Below are 22,650 nucleotides of genomic sequence, written 5' to 3'. Positions count from 1 at the left end.
TTTTTATTGAGGTGTTCTCAGCGGGTATCCGGCCGAAGTGATAGAGCTTTTGTAAGCTATCGCTTACATATCGCGTAAGTGAAGTATGTAAAAAGCGCGACGTGAACGAGCTCTTCAGGTTTTTTTTGTTTCTATCTTATTGAAATTAAATAATATTTTTCTAAATAAAAAACGAGAGCATTGCTCTCCAGCACCGTGGAGTGAGCTTGTCCCGTTCAAGGAAGCCGTTAATATCACTTCCACGCGACACGGAATGGTTGCAGGCAGAGACGGATTTCTGCCAGGAACGCCGCAGGATTGCGGTTCATCAGGATGATGATTGGGAAACAAAGGGATAGGGACAAAAGAGTGGGCGGGCAACCGCCCCTTTTTTTGTCCGCAAGAAATGAAAAAGGCCCGCTTTGGCGGGCCTCTTCTTTTGCAGCTCTTCAGCGCTCCAGATGCTGGAGCTTGCCCTTCACACCGTCCCACTCTTCGGCATCGGAGAGGGCTTCCTTCTTCTCGGTGATGTTCGGCCAGACTTCCGCCAGGTCGCGGTTCAGCTCGATGAACTCCTGCATGTCCTCCGGTACCTCATCCTCGGAGAAGATGGCCTGTGCGGGGCACTCGGGCTCGCACAGCGCGCAGTCGATGCACTCGTCCGGGTGGATCACCAGGAAGTTCGGGCCTTCGTAGAAGCAGTCTACCGGACAGACTTCCACGCAGTCGGTGTATTTGCATTTGATGCAGTTGTCGGTGACGACGAAGGTCATTTCTGATTTTCTCCTCAAGCGGCGGCATGGAAGCCCGTCTTCATGGGCTTCCTGCGCTGGATCGGCTATCCCGGCTCAGGCTGGCGACCGAAGCTCGTCCAGAGCGCGCGGGATTCTAACAGCTTGTTTGCCTCGGCGTTAGATTCGTGATTTCAGGGCATAAAGCAGATCAAGTGCCTGCCGGGGCGTGAGGTTGTCCGGATCGGCCTTGGCCAGGTCCTCCAGCACCGGGTGCGGCAGGCTGGCGAACAGGTCGCTCTGCATTGGCGGCGCGAGTTTTCCCGGCGCTGCCTGGGGCAGTTCGTGGGGCAGGCTGGTGGTTTCCAGTCGTGCCAGATGCTCGCGAGCTCGCTGGATCACGCCACCAGGGACGCCCGCCAGTTGCGCCACCGCCAACCCATAGCTCTGGCTGGCAGGGCCTGGCAGCACATGGTGCAGGAAGACGATCCGCTCATTGTGCTCGGTGGCGTTGAGGTGCACGTTGGCCACCACCGGCTCGCTTTCCGGCAGCACCGTGAGTTCGAAATAGTGGGTGGCGAACAGGGTGTAGGCACGCAGCTTGGCCAGGTGCTCGGCAGCCGCCCAGGCCAGCGAGAGGCCGTCGAAGGTGCTGGTCCCACGCCCTACTTCGTCCATCAGCACCAGGCTGCGGTCCGTGGCGTTGTGGAGAATGTTCGCGGTTTCGCTCATTTCCACCATGAAGGTCGAGCGGCCGCCTGCCAGGTCGTCGCTGGAGCCGATGCGGGTGAAGATGCGGTCCACCATGGAAAGCTCGCACCATGCCGCCGGCACGAAGCTGCCGATATGGGCTAGCAGCACGATCAGGGCCGTCTGGCGCATGTAGGTCGACTTACCACCCATGTTCGGTCCGGTGATGATCAGCATCCGCGTGCTGTCGTCCAGGGTCAGATCGTTGGCGACAAAGGGGGTCTCCAATACCTGCTCCACCACCGGGTGGCGGCCTTGGGTGATGCGCAGGCAGGGCTCGTCGACGAAGCGGGGGCGGTTCAGGTCGAGGTTGAGTGCGCGCTCGGCCAGGTTGCTCAGCACGTCCAACTCGGCCAGCGCGGCTGCGGTGTCCTGCAGGGGGGCAAGCTGCTCGATCAGCAGTTCCAGCAGCGCTTCGTAGAGCATCTTCTCGCGGGCAAGGGCGCGGCTCTTGGCCGATAGCGCCTTGTCCTCGAAGGCCTTGAGTTCCGGGGTGATGAAGCGCTCGGCTCCCTTCAGCGTCTGCCGACGGATGTAGTCGGCAGGTGCCTGCTCGGCCTGCACCCGTGGCAGTTCGATGTAGTAGCCGTGGATGCGGTTGTAGCCGACCTTTAGATTCGGCAGCCCGGTTCGGGCCTTCTCTCTGGCCTCCAGATCCATCAGGTATTGGCCGGCGTTCTCGCTGAGTGCCTGAAGCTCGTCCAGTTCCGCGTCGTAACCGGTCTTGATCACGCCGCCATCGCGGATCACCGCCGGCGGGTTGTCGATGATGGCGCGCGTGAGCAGGTCAGCCAGCTCCGGGTAGGTGCGGATGCTGCCGGCCAGGGTCTGGAGATGAGGGATGTCCAGACCGCTCATGGCATCTTGCAGTGCTGGTAGCGCAGTCAGGGCATCGCGCAGGCGAGCGAGGTCACGGGGGCGGGCGTTGCGCAGGCCGATACGGGCGAGGATTCGCTCGACGTCGCCGATTTCTTTCAGTTGCGGTTGCAGCCCTTCATAGCGGTAGCCGTCCAGCAGTGCGGTGATGGAGTCCTGGCGTGCTTCCAGCACGGCCCGATCACGTAATGGACGGTTCAGCCAACGCCCAAGCAGACGGCTGCCCATGGCAGTCTGGCAGCGGTCGACCACAGATTGCAGGGTGTTGTCCCGTCCGCCCGAAAGGTTGACGTCCAGCTCCAGGTTGCGACGGCTTGCACCGTCGAGGATCACCGTGTCGTCGAGGCGGTCATGGCGCAGGCTGCGCAGGTGGGGCAGGGCAGTACGCTGGGTCTCCTTGGCGTAGGCAAGCAGGCAGCCAGCCGCGCCGATCGCCAAGGTCAGGTTCTCGCAACCAAAGCCCTTGAGGTCCTGTACGCCGAACTGCTGGCACAGGCTCTTTTTCGCCGAGTCCCGGTCGAAGTCCCAAGGCGCACGACGACGTACGCCCCTGCGCTTCTCCGCCGGCAGCCCCTGCGGCCAGTCGTCAGGGATGAGCAGTTCGGCTGGGTTGAGGCGCTCAAGTTCGGCCAGGAGGTTCTCCCAGCCCCTGATCTCCTGCACGGCGAAACGACCGCTGGTGATGTCCAGCACCGCCAGGCCGAACAGACGTTCGTCACCCAGGAGGGCGCCCAGCAGGTTGTCGCGACGCTCGTCCAGCAGCGCCTCATCGCTGACGGTTCCCGGAGTGATGATCCGAACGACTTGGCGCTCGACCGGGCCCTTGCTGGTTGCCGGGTCGCCGATCTGCTCGCAGATGACCACCGACTCACCGAGTTTGACCAGCTTGGCCAGGTAGCCTTCCACGGAGTGGAAGGGAATGCCCGCCATGGGAATCGCCTTGCCAGCCGACTGGCCGCGCGCTGTCAGGGTGATATCCAGCAGCTTGGCCGCCTTCTTCGCGTCTTCGTAGAAAATCTCGTAGAAGTCGCCCATGCGATAGAACATCAGCTGGTCCGGATGCTGATTCTTCAGCTTCCAGTACTGCTGCATCATGGGCGTGTGTTCGGAAAGGTCCTGGGTGTCTTTGGCCATCGGTGCTTCGCGATTCTTGAGGTGGGGCCGGGCATTCCGATTGCCATGAACCGATGCCCGGTCTTGCATGGGAAGGGCGCTAGTGTACGGTATCCGGCTTGCTCGCTTTAACCCCGGAGTTGCACATGCCCGACACCGATCTCTCCCTGACCGAACTTGCCGCCCACCTTGGCAAGGCCCTGGCGGCCATAAAAGCGCAGGTCACCACGGCGGAGTCTTGCACCGGAGGTGGCATCGCCGAAGCGATCACCCGTATCCCGGGCAGCTCCACCTGGTTCGAGGCCGGCTATGTCACCTACTCCAATACCCAGAAGACGGCCCAACTAGGGGTTCCGGAACTCCTGTTCGGGCAGGTCGGCGCGGTCAGCCGCGAGGTGGTCCTGGCCATGGTCGAAGGCGCGCAAGCCCGCAGTGGTGCGCGATTTGCCGTCGCGGTCAGCGGTGTTGCGGGGCCTGATGGGGGCTCGCCCGAGAAGCCGGTCGGTACCGTCTGGATCGCTTGGGCCGACGGCGACGCGCGCCACAGTCGTCGCTACCAGTTTGTGGGTGACCGCCAGCAGGTGCGTCGGCAAACGGTGAAAACGGCCCTCCACGGTGTCATCCGACTAGCTGCAGGAGAAAAACCGTTCGAGGGGTAGGCGAGCGAAAGTTTCCTGTGAAATAATACTGTCTACTTATACAGTTGTTGGTGGCCGTCAGGCCCTCTTGATGAGCGAGGACTTCAATGGACGAGAACAAGAAGCGTGCTTTGGCGGCTGCCCTGGGCCAGATCGAGAAGCAGTTCGGCAAAGGCGCGGTCATGCGCATGGGCGACCATGAGCGCCAGGCCATCCCGGCCATTTCCACCGGCTCCCTGGGGCTGGACATTGCCCTTGGCATCGGCGGTCTGCCCAAGGGCCGTATCGTCGAGATCTACGGCCCGGAATCCTCGGGCAAGACCACCCTGACCCTGTCCGTGATCGCCGAAGCCCAGCGCATGGGGGCCACCTGCGCCTTCGTCGACGCCGAGCACGCGCTGGACCCGGACTACGCCGGCAAGCTGGGCGTCAATGTCGATGACCTGCTGGTTTCCCAACCGGATACCGGCGAGCAAGCCCTGGAAATCACCGACATGCTGGTGCGTTCCAACGCGGTCGACGTGATCATCGTCGACTCCGTTGCCGCCCTGGTGCCCAAGGCCGAGATCGAAGGCGAGATGGGCGATTCCCACGTCGGCCTCCAAGCCCGTCTGATGTCCCAGGCCCTGCGCAAGATCACTGGCAACATCAAGAATGCCAACTGCCTGGTCATCTTCATCAACCAGATCCGCATGAAGATTGGCGTCATGTTCGGCAGCCCGGAAACCACCACCGGCGGTAACGCGCTCAAGTTCTACGCCTCCGTCCGGCTGGACATCCGCCGTATCGGCGCTGTGAAGGAAGGCGAGGAAGTGGTGGGCAGCGAGACCCGCGTCAAGGTCGTCAAGAACAAGGTTTCCCCGCCGTTCCGTCAGGCCGAGTTCCAGATCCTTTACGGCAAAGGCATCTACCGCAGCGGCGAGGTCATCGACCTTGGTGTACAGCAGGGCATCCTCGAGAAGTCCGGCGCCTGGTACAGCTACCAGGGCAGCAAGATCGGCCAGGGCAAGGCCAATGCAGCCAAGTACCTCGAGGACAATCCGGAAATCGGCAAGGCCATCGAGAAGCTGATCCGCGAGCAACTGCTGAACCGCAACAACGGCAAACAGGACTTCGTTCCCACCGCCGAAGAAGCCGCTGAAGCCGACGCTGACGCCTGATCCCGTGCCCGTCGTGCTCGACAGCCCCGCCGCCGTGCGGCGGGCCGCGATGGACCTGCTGGCGATGCGCGAGCACGGTCGCATCGAACTGACGCGCAAGCTGCGTCAGCGCGGCGCCCCGCCTGAACTGATCGAAAGTGCCCTCGACCGGCTTGCGGACGAGGGCCTTCTCGATGAATCCCGCTACCTCGAAAGCTTCATTGCCAGCCGAGCCCGCTCCGGTCACGGGCCTGCCCGTATTCGCGAAGACCTGGCCCAGCGCGGCTTGCCCCGTCCGGCAATCGAGGCGGCGCTGCGCGAGGCCGACATCGATTGGGGCGCGCTCCTGCGTGAAACCTGGATGCGCAAGTTTGCGCGGCTGCCCGTAGACGCCAAGGAGCGTGCCAAGCAAGGGCGCTACCTGGCCTATCGGGGGTACTCGATGGAGATGATCAGCCGCTTGCTGAGAGGCTCGTCGCTGGACGATTGAGGTGTGTCCGTACTGAGAAGCCCTGCCAGGTGACCCTGGCAGGGCTTTTTCATGGGCGTCAGCGTAGCCAGTGTTCCGGCTGGTTGATGAAATCCACCAGCTCCCGCAGGCGTCCGTGGTCGCGGCCGTTGAAGCGGAACGCCAGGCGGATGAGGTGGCAGAACTCCGGCTCGTCCCGCTCAGGCTCGCAGTAGGGGCGCTGTTCGAAGCCGCCCTGCAGGCACAGCCCCTTGAACTCCTCATGCAGGGCTTGGAGGGCCGAGTCCGTCAGTGGGTGGTTCATGCGGATGACGAACTCGTTCTTCAGCCAGCGAGTGGAATGGAAGTTGCCGTAGAAACGCGCGATTTCCGTGGCTGCGTCCTCCGCGCTGTGTACCAGCCGAACCAGGCGCAGATCGCTGGGCAGGATGTAGCGGTTCAGTTCCAGATGGCGGTGCAGGAAGTCCAGCGCATCCTTCCAGTAGCTGCCGCCGGGCTCGTCCAGCAGTACCACCGGCACCAGCGGGCTCTTGCCGGTCTGGATCAGGGTGAGCACTTCGAGGGCCTCGTCCAGCGTGCCGAAGCCGCCCGGGCACAGCACCAGGGCATCGGCTTCCTTGACGAAGAACAGCTTGCGGATGAAGAAGAAGTGGAACGACAGCAGGTGGTCGGTGCCCGCCACCGTGGCGTTCGCGCGTTGCTCAAAGGGCAGGGTGATGTTCAGGCCCAGGCTGTTTTCCTGCCCGGCGCCTTCGTGGGCGGCAGCCATGATGCCGCCCCCGGCACCGGTAATGACCATCATGTCGAGCCGGGAGATGGCCTCGCCCAACTGGCGGGCCAGGTCGTACAGCGGGTGCTCCACGGGCGTGCGTGCGGAGCCGAACACAGTGACCTTGCGACGGCGCTTGAACTGCTCGAGGACGCTGAAGGCGTGCTCCATCTCGCGCAGGGTCTGCAGCATGATCTTGGCGTCCCAGCGGTTGCGGTCCGCCTGGGCCATGCGCACCACCGTGGTCACCATCTCGCGGTAGAGGGACAGGTTGGGGCTTTCGTGCGGAACCACCAGCCCGACCAGTTCGTCGACCTTTTGCGCCAGGTCGATCCCGCTGGTCTGGAAGTGCCGGGAGAGGTAGTCATCCGGTTCGAAAGGCATAGCGTTCTCCTTGCTCAGCAACTGCACGGCACGCCCGGGGTGGGCGCGCCAGAGCCCTGCCAACGGGGCATTCGACCCGGATGCAGGACGCTGGGACAGCTTGCGCGAGTGTCTCGGGCTTTTCCAGCCGCAAGACGCAGCCTCGACCCCAGCCCCTGTAGGAGACGGGGGTCGGCAGCCGCAGGCAAGGGGGGCAGGCGGTGTTACTTGGCCGTGGAGGCCTTCAGGCCGCAATCGCTGGCAATGAAGCGTTCGTTGGTGACCGGGCGATTGCTCTTGTACTCGGTGAAGGCATAGCGCAGTGCCGCACCTCGGGCCAGCAACTGACGGTAGCCGTTGTTGCGGCAAACGCTGTTGGCCAGTTGGGCACGCACCGAGTCGGGGTTGGCGCGCATCTGGGTTGCATGGGCAGAGCGGACGCTGAGGTGGTTGACCAGTTCTGTGCCTTCCACTGTGTAGCCCTGGTCGAGAATGTCCTCGTTGATGGCGCGGGGCGTGCCGACGCTGCTCTCCTCGGCCACTTTCTCCAGCATCTTGGTCAGCTCGAAATCCTTGAGCGAGGCCGCCTGCACGGCGATGGGCGCGAGAAGGGCTAAGGCGGCGAGGGTTAGGCGTTGCATGCGAATCTCCGAGGGTGGGACAGCCTTTGACTCCGGCTGCGACCAAGTGTTCATGGCCCGGTAGCCTGGTGCGCGCATCCTGAACAAGCGCCGACTGCAGATCAAGGTCCGTCTGATTCCCACCGTTGTGTTGCGCCGACGAGCGGCCCCTGGATGCTGCCAGCCTGTTGTCACGCTTGACAACCCGCTATGCCTGACAGAGTCCCGTCACACGGGGCACAGGTGCATTTGCCGCTTCGCCTGGCCTTAGCGCTGAGGCCGGGTGCTATTGCCGGCGGATGTCAGCAAGGCAGGAGTCCCCACGACTTTAGGATGGGGGCCGGCGGCAAAACACGGACTGTCCCAAAACCCCAGACGCCTCCGGGTGTCCCGTGAGGAATGACCAGGTCGCCCCAGACCTTGCGTGCGGTTCTCTGAGAACAGAGGGCGGTTGCCTTCCTCACCCCGGTATTGACCTCGGGCTACCAATTCGGATTCCAGCCGGCGTTTGCCCAGGGCACCGCCTGCGCCAATGGTGCGGGGCAGCCGCCCCCGGTGATCTTCTACAACCTCGTCGGCCCGGCACGCCTTAAGGACGCGCGGATGACCGCCGGCAGCGCGGGCCACTACACAGGGGAGAACAAGACCCAGGTCTCCACTTCATCGGGTTGACCTTCAACCACGTCTCTGAGCGGAGCGACGGGCTGGGGGTAACGACTCGTCCGCCCCGCTGCCCATCGATGACCGGGCGGGGGTACACTGCGCGCCGTTTCCGCACAGCCCTGGTTTCCCGTCCTCCATGACCCACGCCGTCTTCCGCTTGCGCGCCGAATGTCTGGCCCGCGCCACTCGCCCGTTCGTTGCCCGCGGCTCCCGCGCACCCCGCTGCCCGCGTTGCCGGGTGATTCCTGCCTACTGCTTCTGCGACCAGCGTCCGCAGGTGCCGGCCAATGCCGGGGTGTGCCTGTTCATGTACTACTCGGAGCCGCTCAAGCCGAGCAACACCGGCTGGCTGATCGCCGATGTGGTGGCCGATACCGCCGCCTTCGAATGGTCGCGGATCGCCCTCGACCCGGCAGCCGAGACCCTGCTGAATGATCCCCAGTGGCAGCCGTATGTGGTGTTCCCGGGGGAATACGCCGAGCCGGAGCGGGTGGTGGAGGAAGTGACGGTCGAGCCAGGCAAGCGACCGCTGTTCATCCTGCTGGACGCAACCTGGACGGAGGCTCGCAAGATGTTCCGCAAGAGCCCGTACCTGAACAGCTTCCCGGTGCTGAGCCTGCGCCCGGAGCAGATCTCCCGCTACCGTCTGCGCCGCTCCAAGCGTGACGAGCACCTGTGCACGGCCGAGGTGGCTGCGCTGTGCCTGGAACTGGGCGGTGACTCACAGGCCGCCGGCGCGCTGGATGCGTACCTGGACCTGTTCACCGAGCGTTATCTGGGCGCCAAGCACGCCCTGCCGTTGGACCTGGAGAGCCCGGCGCACCAGGCGCTGCGTCCTTATCTCTGAGCCTCGTGGCGTTGCGGCCAAAGCTGCGCCACCAGCATGCCGACGAACATCAGCGCACAGCCCAGATAGCCCCGCGTATGCAGGGACTCGTTGAGCATGAGGGCACCGGCGATGGCAGCGAACACCGCCTCAAGGGACAGGATGATGGCCGCGTGGGACGCAATCGCGTGCTTCTGCGCCACCACCTGCAGGGTGTAGCCGATGGCCACGGCGATCACCCCGCCATAGAGGATGGCCGGGCCGGCCGAGACGATGGCGTCCAGGCGGATGTCTTCCAGCACCAGCGCCAGCGCGAGGCTGATCACCGCGCAGGTGATGAACTGCAGGATGGCCAGGCGCACCGGGTCGTGACGGCTGGCGAAGAACCCTACCAGCAGCACGTGAACGCCCCAGACCACCGCCCCCGCCAGTTGCAGCCAGTCGCCGCGCGCCACCTGGAAGTTGTCGCCGACGCTGAGGAGGAACATGCCGCCCACCGCCAGCAGCGCGCCGATCCAGGTGCCCATGCCGGTGCGATGGCCCAGCAACAGCCCCAGCAGCGGCACGATGATCACGTACAGGCCGGTGATGAAACCGGAGTTGGTCACGCTGGTGAACAGCAGGCCCACCTGCTGCAGGTTGATGCCCAGGGACAGGGCCAGTCCCATCAGCACGCCGCCGAGCAGCAGGCCCTGGTTCATCGGCTCGTGGTGCTCGCCGCGTGGCAGCAGGTAGAGCAGCGGCAGCAACACCAGGGCACCCAGTGCGAAGCGCAGGCCTGTATAGAGGAAGGGGCCGATGGCATCCATGCCGAGCCGTTGCGCAACGAACGCCGCGCCCCAGATGGCAGCGGTGATCAGCATCAGGATGTCGGCGCGCAGGGCTTGGCTTCGCATAGGACTTCTCGGCAGTCAAAAGGCCAAGACTCTGACGCAAAGATGGCCGCTTGACCACCCCGCCGAGGGTCGGCATGCTGGGCGCCGCTCCACGGCCGCCCATTAGCCGCCAGGGCCTTCCAATCGCTGCCAGGGCGGTGGGGCCCGCCAGAAAAGGACCCCTCGATGGCCGCTTACGACATCCTAATTGCCGACGATCACCCGCTGTTTCGCAGCGCCCTGCACCAGGCCCTGACCCTGGGGCTGGGACAGGATGTGCGTCTGGTGGAAGTGGCCAGCATCGCTGAACTCGAGGAGCGCCTGGCGCAGAAGAGTGACTGGGATCTGGTCCTTCTGGACCTGAACATGCCCGGCGCCTACGGCTTCTCCGGCCTGGTGCTGTTGCGCGGCCAGTACCCGCAGATCCCGGTGGTGATGATCTCCGCCCAGGAGGAAGCATCGGTCGTGGTCCGGGCGCGCGAGTTTGGTGCGAGCGGCTTCATTCCCAAGTCCAGCCCGCTCGAAGTCATCCAGTCGGCCGTGCGTGCCGTGCTCGATGGCGATGCCTGGTGGCCGCCGCAAGCAGACGAGGCGGTGGTCGTTTCCGACGAGGCCCGTGCCGCCAGTGCCGGCCTGGCCAGCCTCACGCCCCAGCAGTTCCGCGTGCTGACCATGGTCTGCGAAGGCCTGCTGAACAAGCAGATCGCCTTCGAGCTGAATGTGTCCGAGGCCACGGTGAAGGCCCACGTCACTGCCATATTCCGCAAGCTCGGCGTGCGTACCCGCACCCAGGCCGCCTTGCTGCTGCAACAGATGGAATCGATTCCGCCGGCCTGACTCCGCCTTTTCACGCAAATTTGAGACGCGCCGCGCTAGGCTGCGCGCTCCTTATTAAGACAGCCAGCCTTCCCATGTCGCCATTCAAAGGCCAGACCGGCCTCAAACGTATCCTCAACGCCGCCGGCTACTCCCTCGCTGGCCTGCGCGCGGCCTTCACCGGTGAAGCCGCGTTCCGCCAACTGGTACTGCTCAACGTCGTGCTGATTCCGATGGCGTTCTTCCTTGATGTCAGCCGTGGCGAGCGGGCGCTGATGATCGGCGTGTGCCTGCTGGCCCTGATTGTCGAGCTGCTCAACTCGGCGGTGGAGGCGGCCATCGACCGCATCTCCCTGGACCGCCACCCGCTGTCCAAGAACGCCAAGGACATGGGCAGCGCCGCCCAGTTCGTCGCCCTGACGCTGATCGGCTCGGTCTGGGCCACCATCCTGCTGGGCTGATCAGGGAATCTCGGGCAGCACGATCTCGTCGCTGCGCCTTACCCCCACCGTGAGTTCGCGACACTGCTCAAGGAACTCACGCATGGCCGCCGTCTGGTACTTCTGCCGGTGCCAGATGAAATAGAACTGCCGACGCAGGTCGATCCCCGGGGTTTCCAGCGGCACCAGGCTGCCGCGGCGAAAGGCATCGCGCAGCGCCAGGCGCGAGATGCAACTGATGCCCAGCCCCGACTCCACCGCCCGCTTGATGGCTTCGGTGTGCTCCAGCTCCAGGCGGATGTTCAGCGGCACCGGGTGGTGTCGCATGGCCTGGTCGAAGGTCAGGCGGGTGCCTGAGCCCTGCTCGCGGAGAATCCACGCCTCACGGCACAGCTCGTCCAGGCTCACCGGTCGCTGCTTGGCCAGGCGGTGGCCGGGTGCACAGAACACCACCAGTTCGTCCTCGACCCAGGGCAGGACCTCGATGTCCGGGTGCTGGCAATCGCCTTCGATTAGACCCAGATCAAGTTCGTAATGGGCGATCTGCTGGACGATGTTCGCTGTGTTCTGCACGTGCAGGCTCACCTGGCACTCCGGGTGGCGCTGCATGAAGCTGCCGATCAGCAGGGTCGCCAGGTAGTTGCCCACCGTCAGGGTGGCGCCCACCGCCAGCGAACCGAAGCCGCTCTTGCCGTTGAGCAGGTCCTCGATCTCCCGGGCCTGATCCAGCAGGGCGACCGCCTGGGGCAGCAGTTGATGGCCCAGCGCATTGAGGCTGAGGCGCTTGCCGACACGGTCGAACAACTGGCAGCCAGACTGCCGCTCCAGCTCGGTCAGCGAGGTGCTGGCCGCCGATTGCGACAGGGACAGCGATTCGGCTGCGCGAGAGACGCTGCCTTGCTGGGCGACGCTGACGAAAACCTGCAATTGACGGAGTGTAAAACGCATATCGATATAACCGATAACCTATATCTTGATAATCCAGTTAACAGATATTGTGGCGATCACTACAATGCCGCGCAATTGCGCCCAAGCGGCGCTGGCGACATTTCCTCTTCGGAGCTTCCGGAAACATGAGCAACTTCAACTCCGAGCGCGTCCTCAGCGTTCATCACTGGAACGACACGCTGTTCAGCTTCAAGTGCACCCGCGACCCGGGCCTGCGCTTCGAGAACGGCCAGTTCGTCATGATCGGCCTGCAGCAGCCCAACGGCCGTCCGCTCATGCGCGCCTATTCCATCGCCAGCCCGAACTGGGAAGAGCACCTGGAGTTCTTCAGCATCAAGGTGCCGGACGGCCCGCTGACCTCCCAGCTGCAGCACCTGAAGGAAGGCGACGAGATCATCATCAGCAAGAAGCCTACCGGCACCCTGGTCCTCGATGACCTGAACCCGGGCAAGCACCTCTATCTGCTGAGCACCGGCACTGGCCTTGCGCCCTTCATGAGCGTGATCCAGGACCCCGAGACCTACGAGCGTTTCGAGAAGGTCATCCTCGTGCACGGTGTGCGCTACGTGAACGAAGTGGCCTACCGCGAATTCATCACCGAGCACCTGCCGCAGAACGAGTTCTTCGGCGAGGCGGTGAAAGAGAAGCTGATCTACTACCCCACCGTCACCCGCGAGCCCTTCGAGAACCAGGGCCGCCTGACCGACCTGATGCGCAGCGGCAAGCTGTTCCGCGACATCGGCCTGCCGCCGATCAACCCGCAGGACGACCGCGCCATGATCTGCGGCAGCCCGAGCATGCTCGACGAGACCAGCCAGGTGCTCGACAGCTTCGGCCTGAAGGTATCGCCGCGCATGCGTGAGCCGGGTGACTACCTGATCGAGCGCGCCTTCGTCGAGAAGTGATTCTGCGCCGCGCCTGACGAAAAGCCCGCCATTCGGCGGGCTTTTGCATTTCAGCCCGGCAGGCTGAAGCGCTGGCCGGACAGGGCAGGGTGGTGGATCGGCTGGACCTTGTTCCCGGTCGGGTCCAGCAGGTGGAAGCTGAGGGGGCCGTCGCCATGGGCGAAGGGGCGGTCCAGGAGCGTGTTCAGGTAGCGGTACCGGGCCACCAGGCTATCCAACACGGAGCCGAGATGGTCCACCGACTGCGCGCCGTGGCTCGGTAGTGTCGTTGCCGCCAATGATGTAGACCAGGTTCTCGTGGGCGCGGCGAACCGGATTGCCTGGTATTCGACGTACTGCGTGACCGCCGTGATCCGGACCTGGTGTGGCGCTACGAGATGTGCACCGACGAAGCGGCGTTCGAGGCCCGCACGCAGACGCCGCATGTCCTGGCGAGCGGGCCGTTGGTGGCGCCGCTGATTCTCCCACAGGACTGCATCGAAGCCGATGCGCTGGCCCTCAATCCCTCTCGCTGAGTCGCTTCAGGCGTCTGCTCCGCGTGCGATTTCAAGCACGCGGATGCGGCCAGCCTCGGGGTAGTGCCAGCGCACGTCCACGTCCCACAGGCGCGCGCCGTAGCGGCGTTCCGGCTGGGGCTTCTGGTAGGCCGGGCGGGGGTCCTGGGCCAGGCACTGTTCCACCAGCGCCACCAATGGCTCGCCCAGGCGCTCGCTTTCGAGCCTGGCCTGGGCCAGGGCTTCGGGCGACCAGTCCACCGGGATCAGTTCCGGCGGGGCCGCAGCGATGCCGTTGCGTGCGTCCAGTTGGCAGTCGGCGTAGGGCACGTAGGGCTTGATGTCGAGCACTGGCGTGCCGTCCAGCAGGTCGATGCCCGACAGCCAGAGCCGGCCGGCCTCCACCTTGTCCAGCTTCACCACCGACTGGCCGATGCCGTTGGGGCGGTGCGTCGCGCGGCTGGCGAAGACCCCCAGGGTCTGGTTGCCGCCCAGGCGGGGCGGGCGCACCTTCAGGCGCGGCGTGTCCTCCAGCGCCTGATGGAAGAGGAACAACAGCCACACATGGCTCACCTGCTCCAGGCCGGCCACCGCCTCACCGCCGTCGAAGGGCGGCAGCAGCTCCAGCACGCCGCGGGCGGCCGGGGCGAGCTGGGGTTGGCGGGGGATGGCGAATTTTTCCTTGAAGCAGGAGCGCAGGATGCCGACCGGGGAAACCAGATGCTGCATGGTGCGTGACTCAGCGGCTGCGGATCGGCGCGCCCTGGGGCACCCGGCACCCGGCGTCGCGGTAGGGGCCGCTGTGGCGCACCCAGCCCTCGCCGGGCTGTACCTGGGCACAGGTGAAGCGGCCATCCAGCGTGCTCTGCCAGACATAGAACGGCGCCGGCGCGGCAAGGGCCGGCAGGGCAGGGAGCAGGGCGAGGCACAGCAGAAGGGCGCGCATGGTGAGGGTCCGGCAAGAATGCGCGGCTACCCTAGCAGGTTGTTGAAACACTGACCACGCCGCCGCTGGGGCGTTGAAGGCGCACTCGAGGTGCTCACGCACCCCACATGAACCGGTCTTTCTTTCGGGCGTTTCGCCTCGCCCTGGTTTTTCAACGACCGGCCTGCGCCAGGTGCAAGCCGTGGGCGCCCGCAGGTGCGCAGCATTCGGCCTGGGGGTCAGAGCTGGAAGCCGCCGTCGATGGGGATGATGGTGCCGGTCATGCAGGCGAGGGCGCTCATCTCCTCTTCGCCGCTCCAACGCAGCATGGGGATGAGGGCGACATCCGCCGCCAGGGCATCGTCGCCCTGGGCAGTTAAGCGGGTGCCGCCGGTGCGGCCTTGCAGGCTGAAGTGCTTATCCACGGGGTGAGCCTCGTCAGTGGGGGCGGGCCTTACCCGAGCTGCTGCCAGGCGGTGACAGAGCCATCATCGAGACGGGGAATGCTTGGCCATTCCAGCCCCATGGAAACGAAAACGCCGCGAGCCCCTGGGGGCCTCGCGGCGTTTGTCAGCCGACCGCTGGGGTCAGATGCACTCGGCCCACAGGTCGTACTCGTCTGCATCCACCACCCGCACGCGGACCTTGTCGCCTGGCTTCAGGTTGGGGTTGTCGATGAACACGCTGCCGTCGATCTCCGGGGCATCGGCCCAGGAACGGGCCACGGCGCCCTCGTGGTCCACCTCGTCCACCAGCACCTCCATCTCCTGGCCGATCTTGCGCTGCAGGCGGGCAGCGGAGATGGCCTGCTGGTGCGCCATGAAGCGGTCCCAGCGGTTCTGCTTGATGTCGTCCGGCACTGGCTCCAGGCCCAGGTCGTTGGCCGGCGCGCCGTCCACCGGGGAGTACTGGAAGCAGCCGACGCGGTCCAGCTGGGCTTCGGTCAGCCAGTCCAGCAGGTACTGGAAGTCTTCTTCGGTCTCGCCGGGGAAACCGACGATGAAGGTGGAACGGATGGTCAGCTCGGGGCAGATCTCGCGCCACTTCTTGATGCGGGCCAGGGTCTTGTCCTCGAAGGCCGGGCGCTTCATGGCCTTGAGCACGTTCGGGCTGGCGTGCTGGAAGGGGATGTCCAGGTAGGGCAGCAGCTTGCCGGCGGCCATCAGCGGGATCACGTCGTCCACGTTCGGGTACGGGTACACGTAGTGCAGGCGTACCCATACGCCCATGGCCGAGAGCGCCTCGCACAGCTCCAGCATGCGGGTCTTCACCGGCTGGCCGTTCCAGAAGTCCAGCTTGTACTTGAGGTCGACGCCGTAGGCGCTGGTGTCCTGGGAGATCACCAGCAGTTCCTTCACGCCGGCCTTCACCAGGCGCTCGGCCTCGGAGAGCACGTCACCCACCGGGCGGCTGACCAGCTTGCCGCGCATGGAGGGGATGATGCAGAAGCTGCAGCTGTGGTTGCAGCCTTCGGAAATCTTCAGGTAGGCGTAGTGGCGCGGAGTCAGCTTGATGCCTTGGGGCGGAACCAGGTCGATCAGCGGGTTGTGCTCGGTCTTCGGCGGCACCACTTCGTGCACGGCGTTGACCACCTGCTCGTACTGCTGCGGGCCGCTCACGGCCAGCACGCTCGGGTGCACGTCACGGATGCTGTCCTCGGCCACGCCCATGCAGCCGGTGACGATCACCTTGCCGTTCTCCGAGAGCGCCTCGCCGATGGCGTCCAGGGACTCGGCCTTGGCGCTGTCGATGAACCCGCAGGTGTTGACCACCACGACGTCGGCGTCCTGGTAGGTCGGAACGATCTCGTAACCTTCCATGCGCAATTGGGTGAGGATGCGCTCGGAGTCGACGGTCGCCTTGGGGCAGCCGAGGGAGATGAATCCGACTTTGGGTGTTGCGGTGGACATGGGGGCTAACCTCGGAAGGGCACCTTGGGGGCGCCTCTGATCAAAAAGTGCGCAATTCTAGCGGCGGCCTACACACTTGAACAGCCTCTCCGAGGCAAGTCGTCGCAGGTGCATGCCCAGGCCCTGCCAGCGGGCGTTCCAGGGAACACGGCCTATAGTCAGCGGGGCTGGAAATGACCGGCTCTTGCAACCCGAATGGGGTGGGAGCAGGATGCGCCGAGTTTTTTCGAGAGATTTTGTTACATGTCCGATGCAAGCACCGGCACCGCTGAGCAGGAACAGCACCCCCACTCGAGCTCTGCCGTCGGCCTGATGGTCGGCGCCGTCGGGGTTTGCTACGGCGACATCGGCACCAGCCCGCTCTACACCCTCAAGGAAGTCTTCATCGGCGGCTATGGCGTGCAGGCCAACCACGATGGCGTGCTCGGCGTGCTGTCGCTGATCTTCTGGTCGCTGATCTGGGTGGTCTCGATCAAGTACGTGATCTTCGTCCTGCGGGCCGACAATGAAGGCGAGGGCGGGGTCATGGCGCTTTCGGCGCTGGCCCGCCGCGCCGCCACCGGGCGTCGTCGTCTGCAGGCCATGGTGGTGGCGGCCGGCCTGATCGGCGCGGCGCTGTTCTATGGCGACAGCATGATCACCCCAGCCATCTCGGTGCTCTCCGCCATCGAGGGCCTGGAGATCGCCTTCGACGGGCTCAAGCACTGGGTGGTGCCGCTGTCCCTGGTGGTGCTGGTCGGCCTGTTCCTGATCCAGAAGCACGGTACCGCCCGCATCGGCATCCTCTTCGGGCCGGTGATGGTGGCCTGGTTCCTGGCGCTGACTGCACTCGGTATCTACGGCGTCTCCCAGCAGCCGGAGGTGCTCAAGGCGCTGAACCCGGCGTGGGCGGTGAACTTCTTCATCTCCCACCCGGGCATCGGCGTGGCCATCCTCGGCGCCACGGTGCTCGCGCTGACCGGTGCCGAGGCGCTCTATGCCGACATGGGCCACTTCGGCCGCAAGCCCATCGCCCGCGCCTGGTTCGCCCTGGTGCTGCCGGCGCTGGTGCTGAACTACTTCGGCCAGGGCGCGACCATCCTGGTCAACCCGGAGGCCGCGCGTAACCCCTTCTACCTGACGGCCCCCGGCTGGGCCCTGCTGCCGATGGTGGCGCTGTCCACAGCAGCCACGGTGATCGCGTCCCAGGCGGTGATCTCCGGCGCCTTCTCCCTGACCCGCCAGGCTATCCAGTTGGGTTACGTGCCGCGCATGTTCATCCAGCACACCTCCAGCCACGAGCAGGGGCAGGTCTACATCGCTGCGGTGAACTGGGCGCTGATGGTGGGTGTGGTGCTGCTGGTGCTGGGCTTCGAGTCCTCGGCTGCGCTGGCCTCGGCTTATGGCGTGGCAGTGACCGGCACCATGCTGATGACCACCCTGCTGATGGGCGTGGTGATCTGGCTGCTGTGGAAATGGCCGCTGTGGATGGTCATTCCCTTCTTCCTGGCGATGCTGCTGGTGGACAGCCTGTTCTTCGCCGCCAACCTGCCCAAGGTCATCCAGGGGGGCGCCTTCCCGGTGATCGCTGGTATTGCCCTGTTCATCCTGATGACCACCTGGAAGCGTGGCCGCCAGTTGCTGGTGGACCGTCTCGACGAGAACGCGCTGCCGTTGCCGCTGTTCATCGCCAGCATCCGTTCGCAGCCGCCGCATCGCGTGCAGGGCACGGCGGTGTTCCTCACTGCCCGCTCCGATGCGGTGCCCCACGCGCTGCTGCACAACCTGCTGCACAACCAGGTGCTGCATGAGCAGGTGGTGCTGCTCACCGTGGTCAACGAAGACAGCCCGCGCGTGGCGCCGGAGCGACGCTTCGAGGTGGACGCCTATGGCGAGGGTTTCTTCCGGGTGGTGCTGCACTTCGGCTTCATCGAGGACCCGGACATTCCCCAGGCGCTCAAGCTGTGCCACCTCAACGACCTGGACTTCAGCCCGATGCGCACCACCTATTTCCTCAGCCGCGAGACGGTGATCCCCTCCAAGCTGATCGGCATGGCGCGATGGCGTGAGGCGCTGTTCGCCTTTCTGCTGAAGAATGCCAACGGCAACCTGCGTTACTTCAACCTGCCGCTGAACCGGGTGATCGAGCTGGGTACCCAGGTGGAGATCTAGCCGGAGCCGAGGCTCGCCACAACGAATAAGCCCGGGCATGGCCCGGGCTTATTCATGGGGTGACGATCAGCCGCGGCCGGGCAGCATGCGCCGCACGGTGTCGTCCTTGCTGATGAAGTGGTGGAACAGCGCGGCCACCGCGTGCAGGCCGATCAGCCAGTAGCCGAGCACGGCCACGGTCTCGTGCAGTTCCTTGATCTGCCCGGCGAGGTCGGGGTTCTTGTCGATCAGCGGCGGCAGCTCCAGGCCGAAGAAGGGGATCGGCTTGCCGGCGGCGCTGAGGATCAGCCAGCCAGCGAACGGCAGGCCCAGCATCAGGCCGTAGAGCGCCAGGTGCGCCAGCTTGGCCAGGGCGTTCTGCCAGGCCGGCGGATTGGGGGTGATCGGCGGCGTAGGGGAGAGGAAGCGCGCAGCGATGCGCACGAATACCAGGGCAAACACCGAAAGGCCCAACATGAAGTGCCATTGCTTGAGCAGTTCGCGGGTCTCGCTGCCTTTGGGGAAGTTGCCCTTCAGTTCGATGGTGGCGTAGACGGCGGCGATCAGCAGCAGCATCAGCCAGTGCAGGGCGATGGAAAGTTTCCCGTAGCGGGAGGTCTGGGTGGTCATCACGGCTCCTTGTTGTCCCGCATCGTGGTGGCGGGCTTGTCCCCAGCTTAGCGGCTGGGTCTTAAGCGAAAATGAAGCAGGTCAACGATCGGGGGATTTGCCGCCCCTGAGCGGGGCGGCGGAGGGGGTCAGGGCTTGGCCTGGCGCTTGGCGATGGCCTTGACCAGGCGTTCGGCCAGGGCCGGGTAGTTCTCGTCGTAGTGGTGGCCGCCAGGCAGGGCCAGCACCTCGCCGATGGCGTCGGGCTGGGTGCAGCCGCTGTCCTTGGCTTCCTCCTTGCCGTAGACGCAGAGCACCTTCTCCGGCGGCAGCTTGGCCAGTTCCGGGCCGGTGGCCGCTTCCTGGCCGGCCTTGCCCAGCCAGCCCTGTACCTCGATCTCGAAGCTGCCGCTGCGGGCCAGGGCCAGCAGCAGGATGGCATCCACCTGTTGCTGGTCGGCCTTGGGCAGGCGGTTGTAGAAGGCCGGCAACACGTCGGCACCGAAGGAGTAACCGGCGAGCACGAAGCGCTTGGCGCCCCATTGCTCGCGGTAGCGCTTCATCAGACGGCTGAGGTCGGCTGCACCCTGCTCGGGGCTCTTGTGCTGCCAGAAATAGCGCAGCGCATCGATACCGACCACGGAGTGATCGAGCTTGGCCATTTCATCGGCCACGGCGCGGTCCAGGTCGCGCCAGCCGCCGTCGCCGGAATAGAACAGGGTGACGGTGTCGGAGGGATGGTCAGCCGGCACTTCCACCACCGGCATCTGGCTGCCACCGCCCTCCAGCAGGCTGCGCAGGCGCTCGTTGAGCAGCTCGGGCAGGCTGGTGCCGTAGTCGCTGATGCCGGTATCGGCGTTGGCCTGGTCACGGGCGAAGGCAGCGCTGGGGTCGTCCGGATTGTCGTTCCAGGCGATGGTCCAGTGACCGTGGGACGCTGCCTTGGGCAGTGGGGCACTGCAATCGGGCTGGTCGAGGCTGAAGTCGATGGACAGGGCGCGGGCCTGATCGTTGCGCTGGCCGGCCAACCAGCGCCAGGCAAAGGCGGCGCCCGGGCCGATGCCGGCCACCAGGGTCGGCTCGCCCTCCAGCACGGTGCGGGTCAGGCCGAGCAGGTGTTGCTGGGCGTCGCAGTTGTCGGCAGGCAGTTGCAACTGAACCACGCGGGCACCGCCATCCTGGGCCAGGGCCAGCAACTGGGCGTCGTTCAGGTGCTGCTGGGCGTCCACCACCAGCAGTACCCGGGCCCGGGTTTCGCCCGGGGGCAGGGCGATGGTGGCGCGGCTGCCGTCGGCCAGGGTGCGTTGTTCCACCCGGGCTTGCGGTGCAGGGCGGCCCCACAGCAGCAGGGCGGTGCCCACCACGAGTACGAGGAAGATGATCAGCAGGCGGTGCCAGTGGCGTTTGAGCATGGGTGCCTCAGCGTTTGACCAGTCCAGTGAAGCCGCCCGCGATCAGGGCTGCGGTATCGGCCAGTGCCACCAGCGGGTCCAGGCCCGGCGGCACTGCCATGTAGCGAGGCTCCCAGTCCGGCTGGAACTTGTCCTTGAAGCGGCGCAGCCCCTGGAAGTTGTAGAACTGTTCGCCACGGCGGAACACCAGGGCGCCCAGGCGCTGGGTCAGCGGAGCACCGCGACGAGGTTGCAGGCCCGCCAGCGGCACCATGCCGAGGCTGAAGCGCTCCACGCCCTGTTCCTTGAAGTGCAGCAGCAGGTTGAGCATGAGGAATTCCATGGTCAGCTTCGGCGCCTCCGGGTGGACCCGCATCAGGTCAAGGCTGGCCAGTTCCTGGCCGTCGGTCTCCAGCAGATTGGCGAAGGCCATGGGGCGGCCTTCGAAGGACACCACGGCGATGCGGAAGTGCTTCAGGTACTCCGGGTCGAAGCGGCCCAGGGAGAAGCCTTTCTCGCGCACGCTCTTGCCCAGCATCCAGGCATCGGAGATTTCCCGCAGCGCTTCGATGGGCGCTTCGCCCGCGTCGTGGAAGGCCAGTGTCAGGCCGTCGCGCTGGCCCCGGCTGAGGGTGTAGCGCAGGTCTTTCATGGCCTTGTTCTTGGCGTCCAGGTCGAAGCGGCGCAGGTCCACGCGGGCCTCCTCGCCGAGCTTCAGGGCGCTGAGGCCGATGTCCATGTAGTAAGGCAGGTTCTCCGCGCGTACCTGGTAGAACACCGGGCGTGCATGGTGCACGTCGCACAGGTCGCGGAACTGCCAGATCAGCTCGGCGCGGTGGTTGGCCTTGCCGATGGGGTCGAACAGCGCCACCAGGCTGCGGCCACGGCGGGCGAACATCAGGAAGGCATCCTCCTCGGGGTGGAACAGCAGGGCCTTGTCGCCGGTCAGCACCAGGCCACCATCGGGCTGGGCGGAACCGCGGACGATGCGCGCGGCCTTCAGCAGTTCCTCTTCGGTGGGCTCATGGATCACCAGCGGTACCGGACGCAGCAGCCACACCAGGCCCAGGCCGGCCAGCAGCAGGCCGCTGGCCAGGGCGGCGCGCAGCGTGCGCGGCGCATCGGCGTCCACGGCGAACTGCCAGAACAGCTCCTGGCTGTAGGGCACGTCCTGGTAGGCGAAGAACATCAGCCAGACCGACGCGGCCAGCACGCAGGCGGCGGCACCGAGGTTGACCGGGGAGAACGGCATTTCCAGCAGGCGGCTGGGGCGGTAGAAGGCGTTGCGGAACATCGCCAGCAGCGCAGCAGTCAGCAGCAGCAGGGAGGCTTCTTCCCAGTCCACGCCCTTGAGCAGCGACAACACCGCGCCGGTCACCAGCAGCACCAGGGTCAGCGCCCAGGCCGCCGACAGGCGCCGGCGCAGGCCATGGGCGAGCAGCAGGCAGAGCACGCCCACCAGGCTGGCGGCCAGGTGCGAGGCGTCGATCAGGCGATGGGGGATAAGGAAACTGAGGTCGTCCAGGCGGGTGTCGATGGCCGGGGTGGCGCCGGAGAACAGCAGCACCACACCGGAGAGGAACACCATCAGCGACAGCACCGGCGCCGCCAGCCCCGAGGCGCTGCGCATGGCCTGGCGGCCAGCCGGGATGAAACGCTGGGCTTCGTTCACCAACAGCAGCATGCAGGCAACCACCAGCGGGAGCCCGACGTAGATCAGGCGATAGAGCAGCAGCGCGGCGGCCAGCGGGGCGGCACCGAGCTGGCCGGCGAAGGCGGCCAACAGCACCGCTTCGAACACGCCGACGCCGCCGGGTACATGGCTGAGCACGCCGGCCGCCAGGGCCAGCAGGTACACCAGCATGAAGGCGCCGAGGGGCGGTGCCTCCGGCAGCAGCAGGTAGAGCACGCTGGCTGCCGCACAGACGTCCACCAGGGTGATCAGCAACTGCAGGCCCGACAGGCCCAGGCCGGGCAGACGCACTCCACGGCCCATCAGGCGCACGCTGATGCAGCCGGGGACCGGGGCCTCGGGTTCGCGCAGGCGCGAAAACCAGAGCACCGCCAGCAGGGTGAGGCCAAGCACGGCACTGGCGGTCAGCGCCACCATCGAGGGCGACAAGCGCAGCGCCTGGGAGGCCGCGTCCAGGTTGCTGAGTGCGGCAACGGCTGCCAGCGGCGGCAGGGCCGAGCCCAGCGCCAGGCTGGCGAACACCGTGACCCGGGCGATGTCGGGTGCGCTGACGTTGTCACGGCTATAGAGGCGGTAGC

The 22,650-nt window shown here is 65.5% G+C and carries 22 protein-coding genes and 1 pseudogene; 9 read left to right on the top strand and 14 right to left on the bottom strand.

Annotated features, from left to right (window positions below):
- Positions 1-428: 428 nt before the first annotated feature.
- Positions 429-752 carry a ferredoxin FdxA gene (fdxA, locus tag A9G05_RS24925; RefSeq protein ID WP_044414294.1) on the bottom strand — a complete coding sequence of 108 codons (324 nt, stop codon included), beginning with the start codon at positions 750-752 and terminating at the stop codon, positions 429-431.
- 138 nt (positions 753-890) lie between these two features.
- On the bottom strand, positions 891-3,470 hold the full coding sequence (mutS, locus tag A9G05_RS24920) for a DNA mismatch repair protein MutS (protein WP_069563506.1): 2,580 nt from the start codon (positions 3,468-3,470) through the stop codon (positions 891-893).
- 125 nt (positions 3,471-3,595) lie between these two features.
- Between mutS and A9G05_RS24915 the strand changes: the two genes are divergently transcribed.
- The 3 genes from A9G05_RS24915 to recX all read left to right on the top strand — a co-directional run bounded on the left by A9G05_RS24915 (position 3,596) and on the right by recX (position 5,716).
- On the top strand, positions 3,596-4,108 hold the full coding sequence (locus tag A9G05_RS24915; protein ID WP_069563505.1) for a CinA family protein: 513 nt from the start codon (positions 3,596-3,598) through the stop codon (positions 4,106-4,108).
- A gap of 86 nt (positions 4,109-4,194) precedes the next feature.
- Positions 4,195-5,247 carry a recombinase RecA gene (gene recA, locus A9G05_RS24910; protein ID WP_069563504.1) on the top strand — a complete coding sequence of 351 codons (1,053 nt, stop codon included), beginning with the start codon at positions 4,195-4,197 and terminating at the stop codon, positions 5,245-5,247.
- A gap of 4 nt (positions 5,248-5,251) precedes the next feature.
- Complete coding sequence (gene recX, locus A9G05_RS24905) at positions 5,252-5,716, top strand: recombination regulator RecX (protein WP_083272663.1); 465 nt, start codon at positions 5,252-5,254, stop codon at positions 5,714-5,716.
- 58 nt (positions 5,717-5,774) lie between these two features.
- Here the strand turns inward: recX and A9G05_RS24900 are convergent, their stop codons facing one another.
- On the bottom strand, positions 5,775-6,848 hold the full coding sequence (locus A9G05_RS24900; RefSeq protein ID WP_069563503.1) for an LOG family protein: 1,074 nt from the start codon (positions 6,846-6,848) through the stop codon (positions 5,775-5,777).
- 203 nt (positions 6,849-7,051) lie between these two features.
- Positions 7,052-7,468: a quorum-sensing-regulated virulence factor family protein gene (locus tag A9G05_RS24895; protein WP_069563502.1), complete on the bottom strand. Its 417-nt coding sequence runs from the start codon at positions 7,466-7,468 to the stop codon at positions 7,052-7,054.
- Positions 7,469-8,246: 778 nt separating this feature from the next.
- Here A9G05_RS24895 and A9G05_RS24890 point away from each other — a divergent pair.
- The gene (locus tag A9G05_RS24890; protein ID WP_069563501.1) at positions 8,247-8,957 is read left to right on the top strand and encodes a tRNA-uridine aminocarboxypropyltransferase; all 711 of its coding nucleotides are present in this window, start codon (positions 8,247-8,249) and stop codon (positions 8,955-8,957) included.
- On the opposite strand, the gene A9G05_RS24885 is transcribed toward A9G05_RS24890, so the two are convergent.
- Entirely contained in the window at positions 8,948-9,832 is an 885-nt protein-coding gene (locus tag A9G05_RS24885; RefSeq protein WP_069563500.1) for a DMT family transporter, read from the bottom strand. The genes A9G05_RS24890 and A9G05_RS24885 overlap by 10 nt on opposite strands.
- Before the next feature lie 165 nt (positions 9,833-9,997).
- Between A9G05_RS24885 and erdR the strand changes: the two genes are divergently transcribed.
- Both erdR and A9G05_RS24875 read left to right on the top strand, forming a co-directional pair.
- A complete protein-coding gene (gene erdR, locus A9G05_RS24880; protein ID WP_069563499.1) occupies positions 9,998-10,648 on the top strand; it encodes a response regulator transcription factor ErdR in 651 nt (216 codons plus the stop codon).
- A gap of 74 nt (positions 10,649-10,722) precedes the next feature.
- Positions 10,723-11,088: a diacylglycerol kinase gene (locus A9G05_RS24875; protein ID WP_069563498.1), complete on the top strand. Its 366-nt coding sequence runs from the start codon at positions 10,723-10,725 to the stop codon at positions 11,086-11,088.
- Here the strand turns inward: A9G05_RS24875 and A9G05_RS24870 are convergent, their stop codons facing one another.
- On the bottom strand, positions 11,089-12,015 hold the full coding sequence (locus A9G05_RS24870; RefSeq protein ID WP_069563497.1) for a LysR family transcriptional regulator: 927 nt from the start codon (positions 12,013-12,015) through the stop codon (positions 11,089-11,091).
- Positions 12,016-12,140: 125 nt separating this feature from the next.
- Between A9G05_RS24870 and fpr the strand changes: the two genes are divergently transcribed.
- A complete protein-coding gene (gene fpr / locus A9G05_RS24865) occupies positions 12,141-12,920 on the top strand; it encodes a ferredoxin-NADP reductase (protein ID WP_044414260.1) in 780 nt (259 codons plus the stop codon).
- Between the two features lie 50 nt (positions 12,921-12,970).
- Here the strand turns inward: fpr and A9G05_RS28255 are convergent.
- Positions 12,971-13,232 (bottom strand): annotated as a pseudogene (locus tag A9G05_RS28255) (VOC family protein); the annotation flags it as partial.
- Positions 13,233-13,297: 65 nt separating this feature from the next.
- Between A9G05_RS28255 and A9G05_RS24855 the strand changes: the two are divergent.
- Positions 13,298-13,435, top strand: a complete 138-nt coding sequence (locus tag A9G05_RS24855) for a hypothetical protein (protein ID WP_240919446.1) — start codon at positions 13,298-13,300, stop codon at positions 13,433-13,435.
- 6 nt (positions 13,436-13,441) lie between these two features.
- Here A9G05_RS24855 and tsaA read toward each other — a convergent pair whose 3' ends face one another.
- The 4 genes from tsaA to rimO form a co-directional block, all read right to left on the bottom strand.
- Complete coding sequence (tsaA, locus tag A9G05_RS24850; RefSeq protein WP_069563495.1) at positions 13,442-14,143, bottom strand: tRNA (N6-threonylcarbamoyladenosine(37)-N6)-methyltransferase TrmO; 702 nt, start codon at positions 14,141-14,143, stop codon at positions 13,442-13,444.
- Between the two features lie 10 nt (positions 14,144-14,153).
- A complete protein-coding gene (locus tag A9G05_RS24845; RefSeq protein WP_044414250.1) occupies positions 14,154-14,360 on the bottom strand; it encodes a hypothetical protein in 207 nt (68 codons plus the stop codon).
- Between the two features lie 218 nt (positions 14,361-14,578).
- Positions 14,579-14,764 carry a hypothetical protein gene (locus A9G05_RS28585; RefSeq protein ID WP_069563494.1) on the bottom strand — a complete coding sequence of 62 codons (186 nt, stop codon included), beginning with the start codon at positions 14,762-14,764 and terminating at the stop codon, positions 14,579-14,581.
- Positions 14,765-14,926: 162 nt separating this feature from the next.
- A complete protein-coding gene (gene rimO, locus A9G05_RS24835) occupies positions 14,927-16,249 on the bottom strand; it encodes a 30S ribosomal protein S12 methylthiotransferase RimO (RefSeq protein ID WP_069563493.1) in 1,323 nt (440 codons plus the stop codon).
- 243 nt (positions 16,250-16,492) lie between these two features.
- On the opposite strand from rimO, the gene A9G05_RS24830 reads away from it, so the two are divergent.
- Positions 16,493-18,400: a potassium transporter Kup gene (locus A9G05_RS24830; RefSeq protein ID WP_069563492.1), complete on the top strand. Its 1,908-nt coding sequence runs from the start codon at positions 16,493-16,495 to the stop codon at positions 18,398-18,400.
- Between the two features lie 66 nt (positions 18,401-18,466).
- On the opposite strand, the gene A9G05_RS24825 is transcribed toward A9G05_RS24830, so the two are convergent.
- The 3 genes from A9G05_RS24825 to mprF form a co-directional block, all read right to left on the bottom strand.
- Positions 18,467-19,009, bottom strand: coding sequence for a cytochrome b (locus tag A9G05_RS24825; RefSeq protein WP_069563491.1), 543 nt, complete (start codon positions 19,007-19,009; stop codon positions 18,467-18,469).
- Positions 19,010-19,137: 128 nt separating this feature from the next.
- Complete coding sequence (locus A9G05_RS24820; protein WP_069563490.1) at positions 19,138-20,400, bottom strand: virulence factor family protein; 1,263 nt, start codon at positions 20,398-20,400, stop codon at positions 19,138-19,140.
- 7 nt (positions 20,401-20,407) lie between these two features.
- Positions 20,408-22,650, bottom strand: a 2,243-nt coding sequence (gene mprF / locus A9G05_RS24815; RefSeq protein ID WP_069563489.1) for a bifunctional lysylphosphatidylglycerol flippase/synthetase MprF, incomplete at its 5' end; no start/stop codon positions are given.

Origin of the sequence: Pseudomonas sp. ENNP23 (genome assembly GCF_001728945.1) — a bacterium.
GTDB classification, from domain to species: Bacteria; Pseudomonadota; Gammaproteobacteria; order Pseudomonadales; family Pseudomonadaceae; genus Metapseudomonas; species Metapseudomonas otitidis.
Note: the sequence above shows the minus strand (reverse complement) of the source record. Positions and strands in the feature narration are given on the sequence as shown.

Excerpts from the sequence above, each read along its gene's own strand:
- A9G05_RS24915 (WP_069563505.1), top strand. The coding sequence starts at position 3,596 with ATGCCCGACACCGATCTCTCCCTGACCGAACTTGCCGCCCACCTTGGC.
- A9G05_RS24895 (WP_069563502.1), bottom strand. The coding sequence starts at position 7,468 with ATGCAACGCCTAACCCTCGCCGCCTTAGCCCTTCTCGCGCCCATCGCC.
- A9G05_RS24855 (WP_240919446.1), top strand. The coding sequence starts at position 13,298 with ATGTGCACCGACGAAGCGGCGTTCGAGGCCCGCACGCAGACGCCGCAT.
- A9G05_RS24875 (WP_069563498.1), top strand. The coding sequence starts at position 10,723 with ATGTCGCCATTCAAAGGCCAGACCGGCCTCAAACGTATCCTCAACGCC.
- A9G05_RS24885 (WP_069563500.1), bottom strand. The coding sequence starts at position 9,832 with ATGCGAAGCCAAGCCCTGCGCGCCGACATCCTGATGCTGATCACCGCT.
- fdxA (WP_044414294.1), bottom strand. The coding sequence starts at position 752 with ATGACCTTCGTCGTCACCGACAACTGCATCAAATGCAAATACACCGAC.
- mutS (WP_069563506.1), bottom strand. The coding sequence starts at position 3,470 with ATGGCCAAAGACACCCAGGACCTTTCCGAACACACGCCCATGATGCAG.
- erdR (WP_069563499.1), top strand. The coding sequence starts at position 9,998 with ATGGCCGCTTACGACATCCTAATTGCCGACGATCACCCGCTGTTTCGC.
- A9G05_RS24870 (WP_069563497.1), bottom strand. The coding sequence starts at position 12,015 with ATGCGTTTTACACTCCGTCAATTGCAGGTTTTCGTCAGCGTCGCCCAG.
- A9G05_RS24825 (WP_069563491.1), bottom strand. The coding sequence starts at position 19,009 with ATGACCACCCAGACCTCCCGCTACGGGAAACTTTCCATCGCCCTGCAC.
- tsaA (WP_069563495.1), bottom strand. The coding sequence starts at position 14,143 with ATGCAGCATCTGGTTTCCCCGGTCGGCATCCTGCGCTCCTGCTTCAAG.
- A9G05_RS24890 (WP_069563501.1), top strand. The coding sequence starts at position 8,247 with ATGACCCACGCCGTCTTCCGCTTGCGCGCCGAATGTCTGGCCCGCGCC.
- A9G05_RS24820 (WP_069563490.1), bottom strand. The coding sequence starts at position 20,400 with ATGCTCAAACGCCACTGGCACCGCCTGCTGATCATCTTCCTCGTACTC.
- recA (WP_069563504.1), top strand. The coding sequence starts at position 4,195 with ATGGACGAGAACAAGAAGCGTGCTTTGGCGGCTGCCCTGGGCCAGATC.
- A9G05_RS24830 (WP_069563492.1), top strand. The coding sequence starts at position 16,493 with ATGTCCGATGCAAGCACCGGCACCGCTGAGCAGGAACAGCACCCCCAC.
- rimO (WP_069563493.1), bottom strand. The coding sequence starts at position 16,249 with ATGTCCACCGCAACACCCAAAGTCGGATTCATCTCCCTCGGCTGCCCC.
- fpr (WP_044414260.1), top strand. The coding sequence starts at position 12,141 with ATGAGCAACTTCAACTCCGAGCGCGTCCTCAGCGTTCATCACTGGAAC.
- A9G05_RS24900 (WP_069563503.1), bottom strand. The coding sequence starts at position 6,848 with ATGCCTTTCGAACCGGATGACTACCTCTCCCGGCACTTCCAGACCAGC.
- A9G05_RS24845 (WP_044414250.1), bottom strand. The coding sequence starts at position 14,360 with ATGCGCGCCCTTCTGCTGTGCCTCGCCCTGCTCCCTGCCCTGCCGGCC.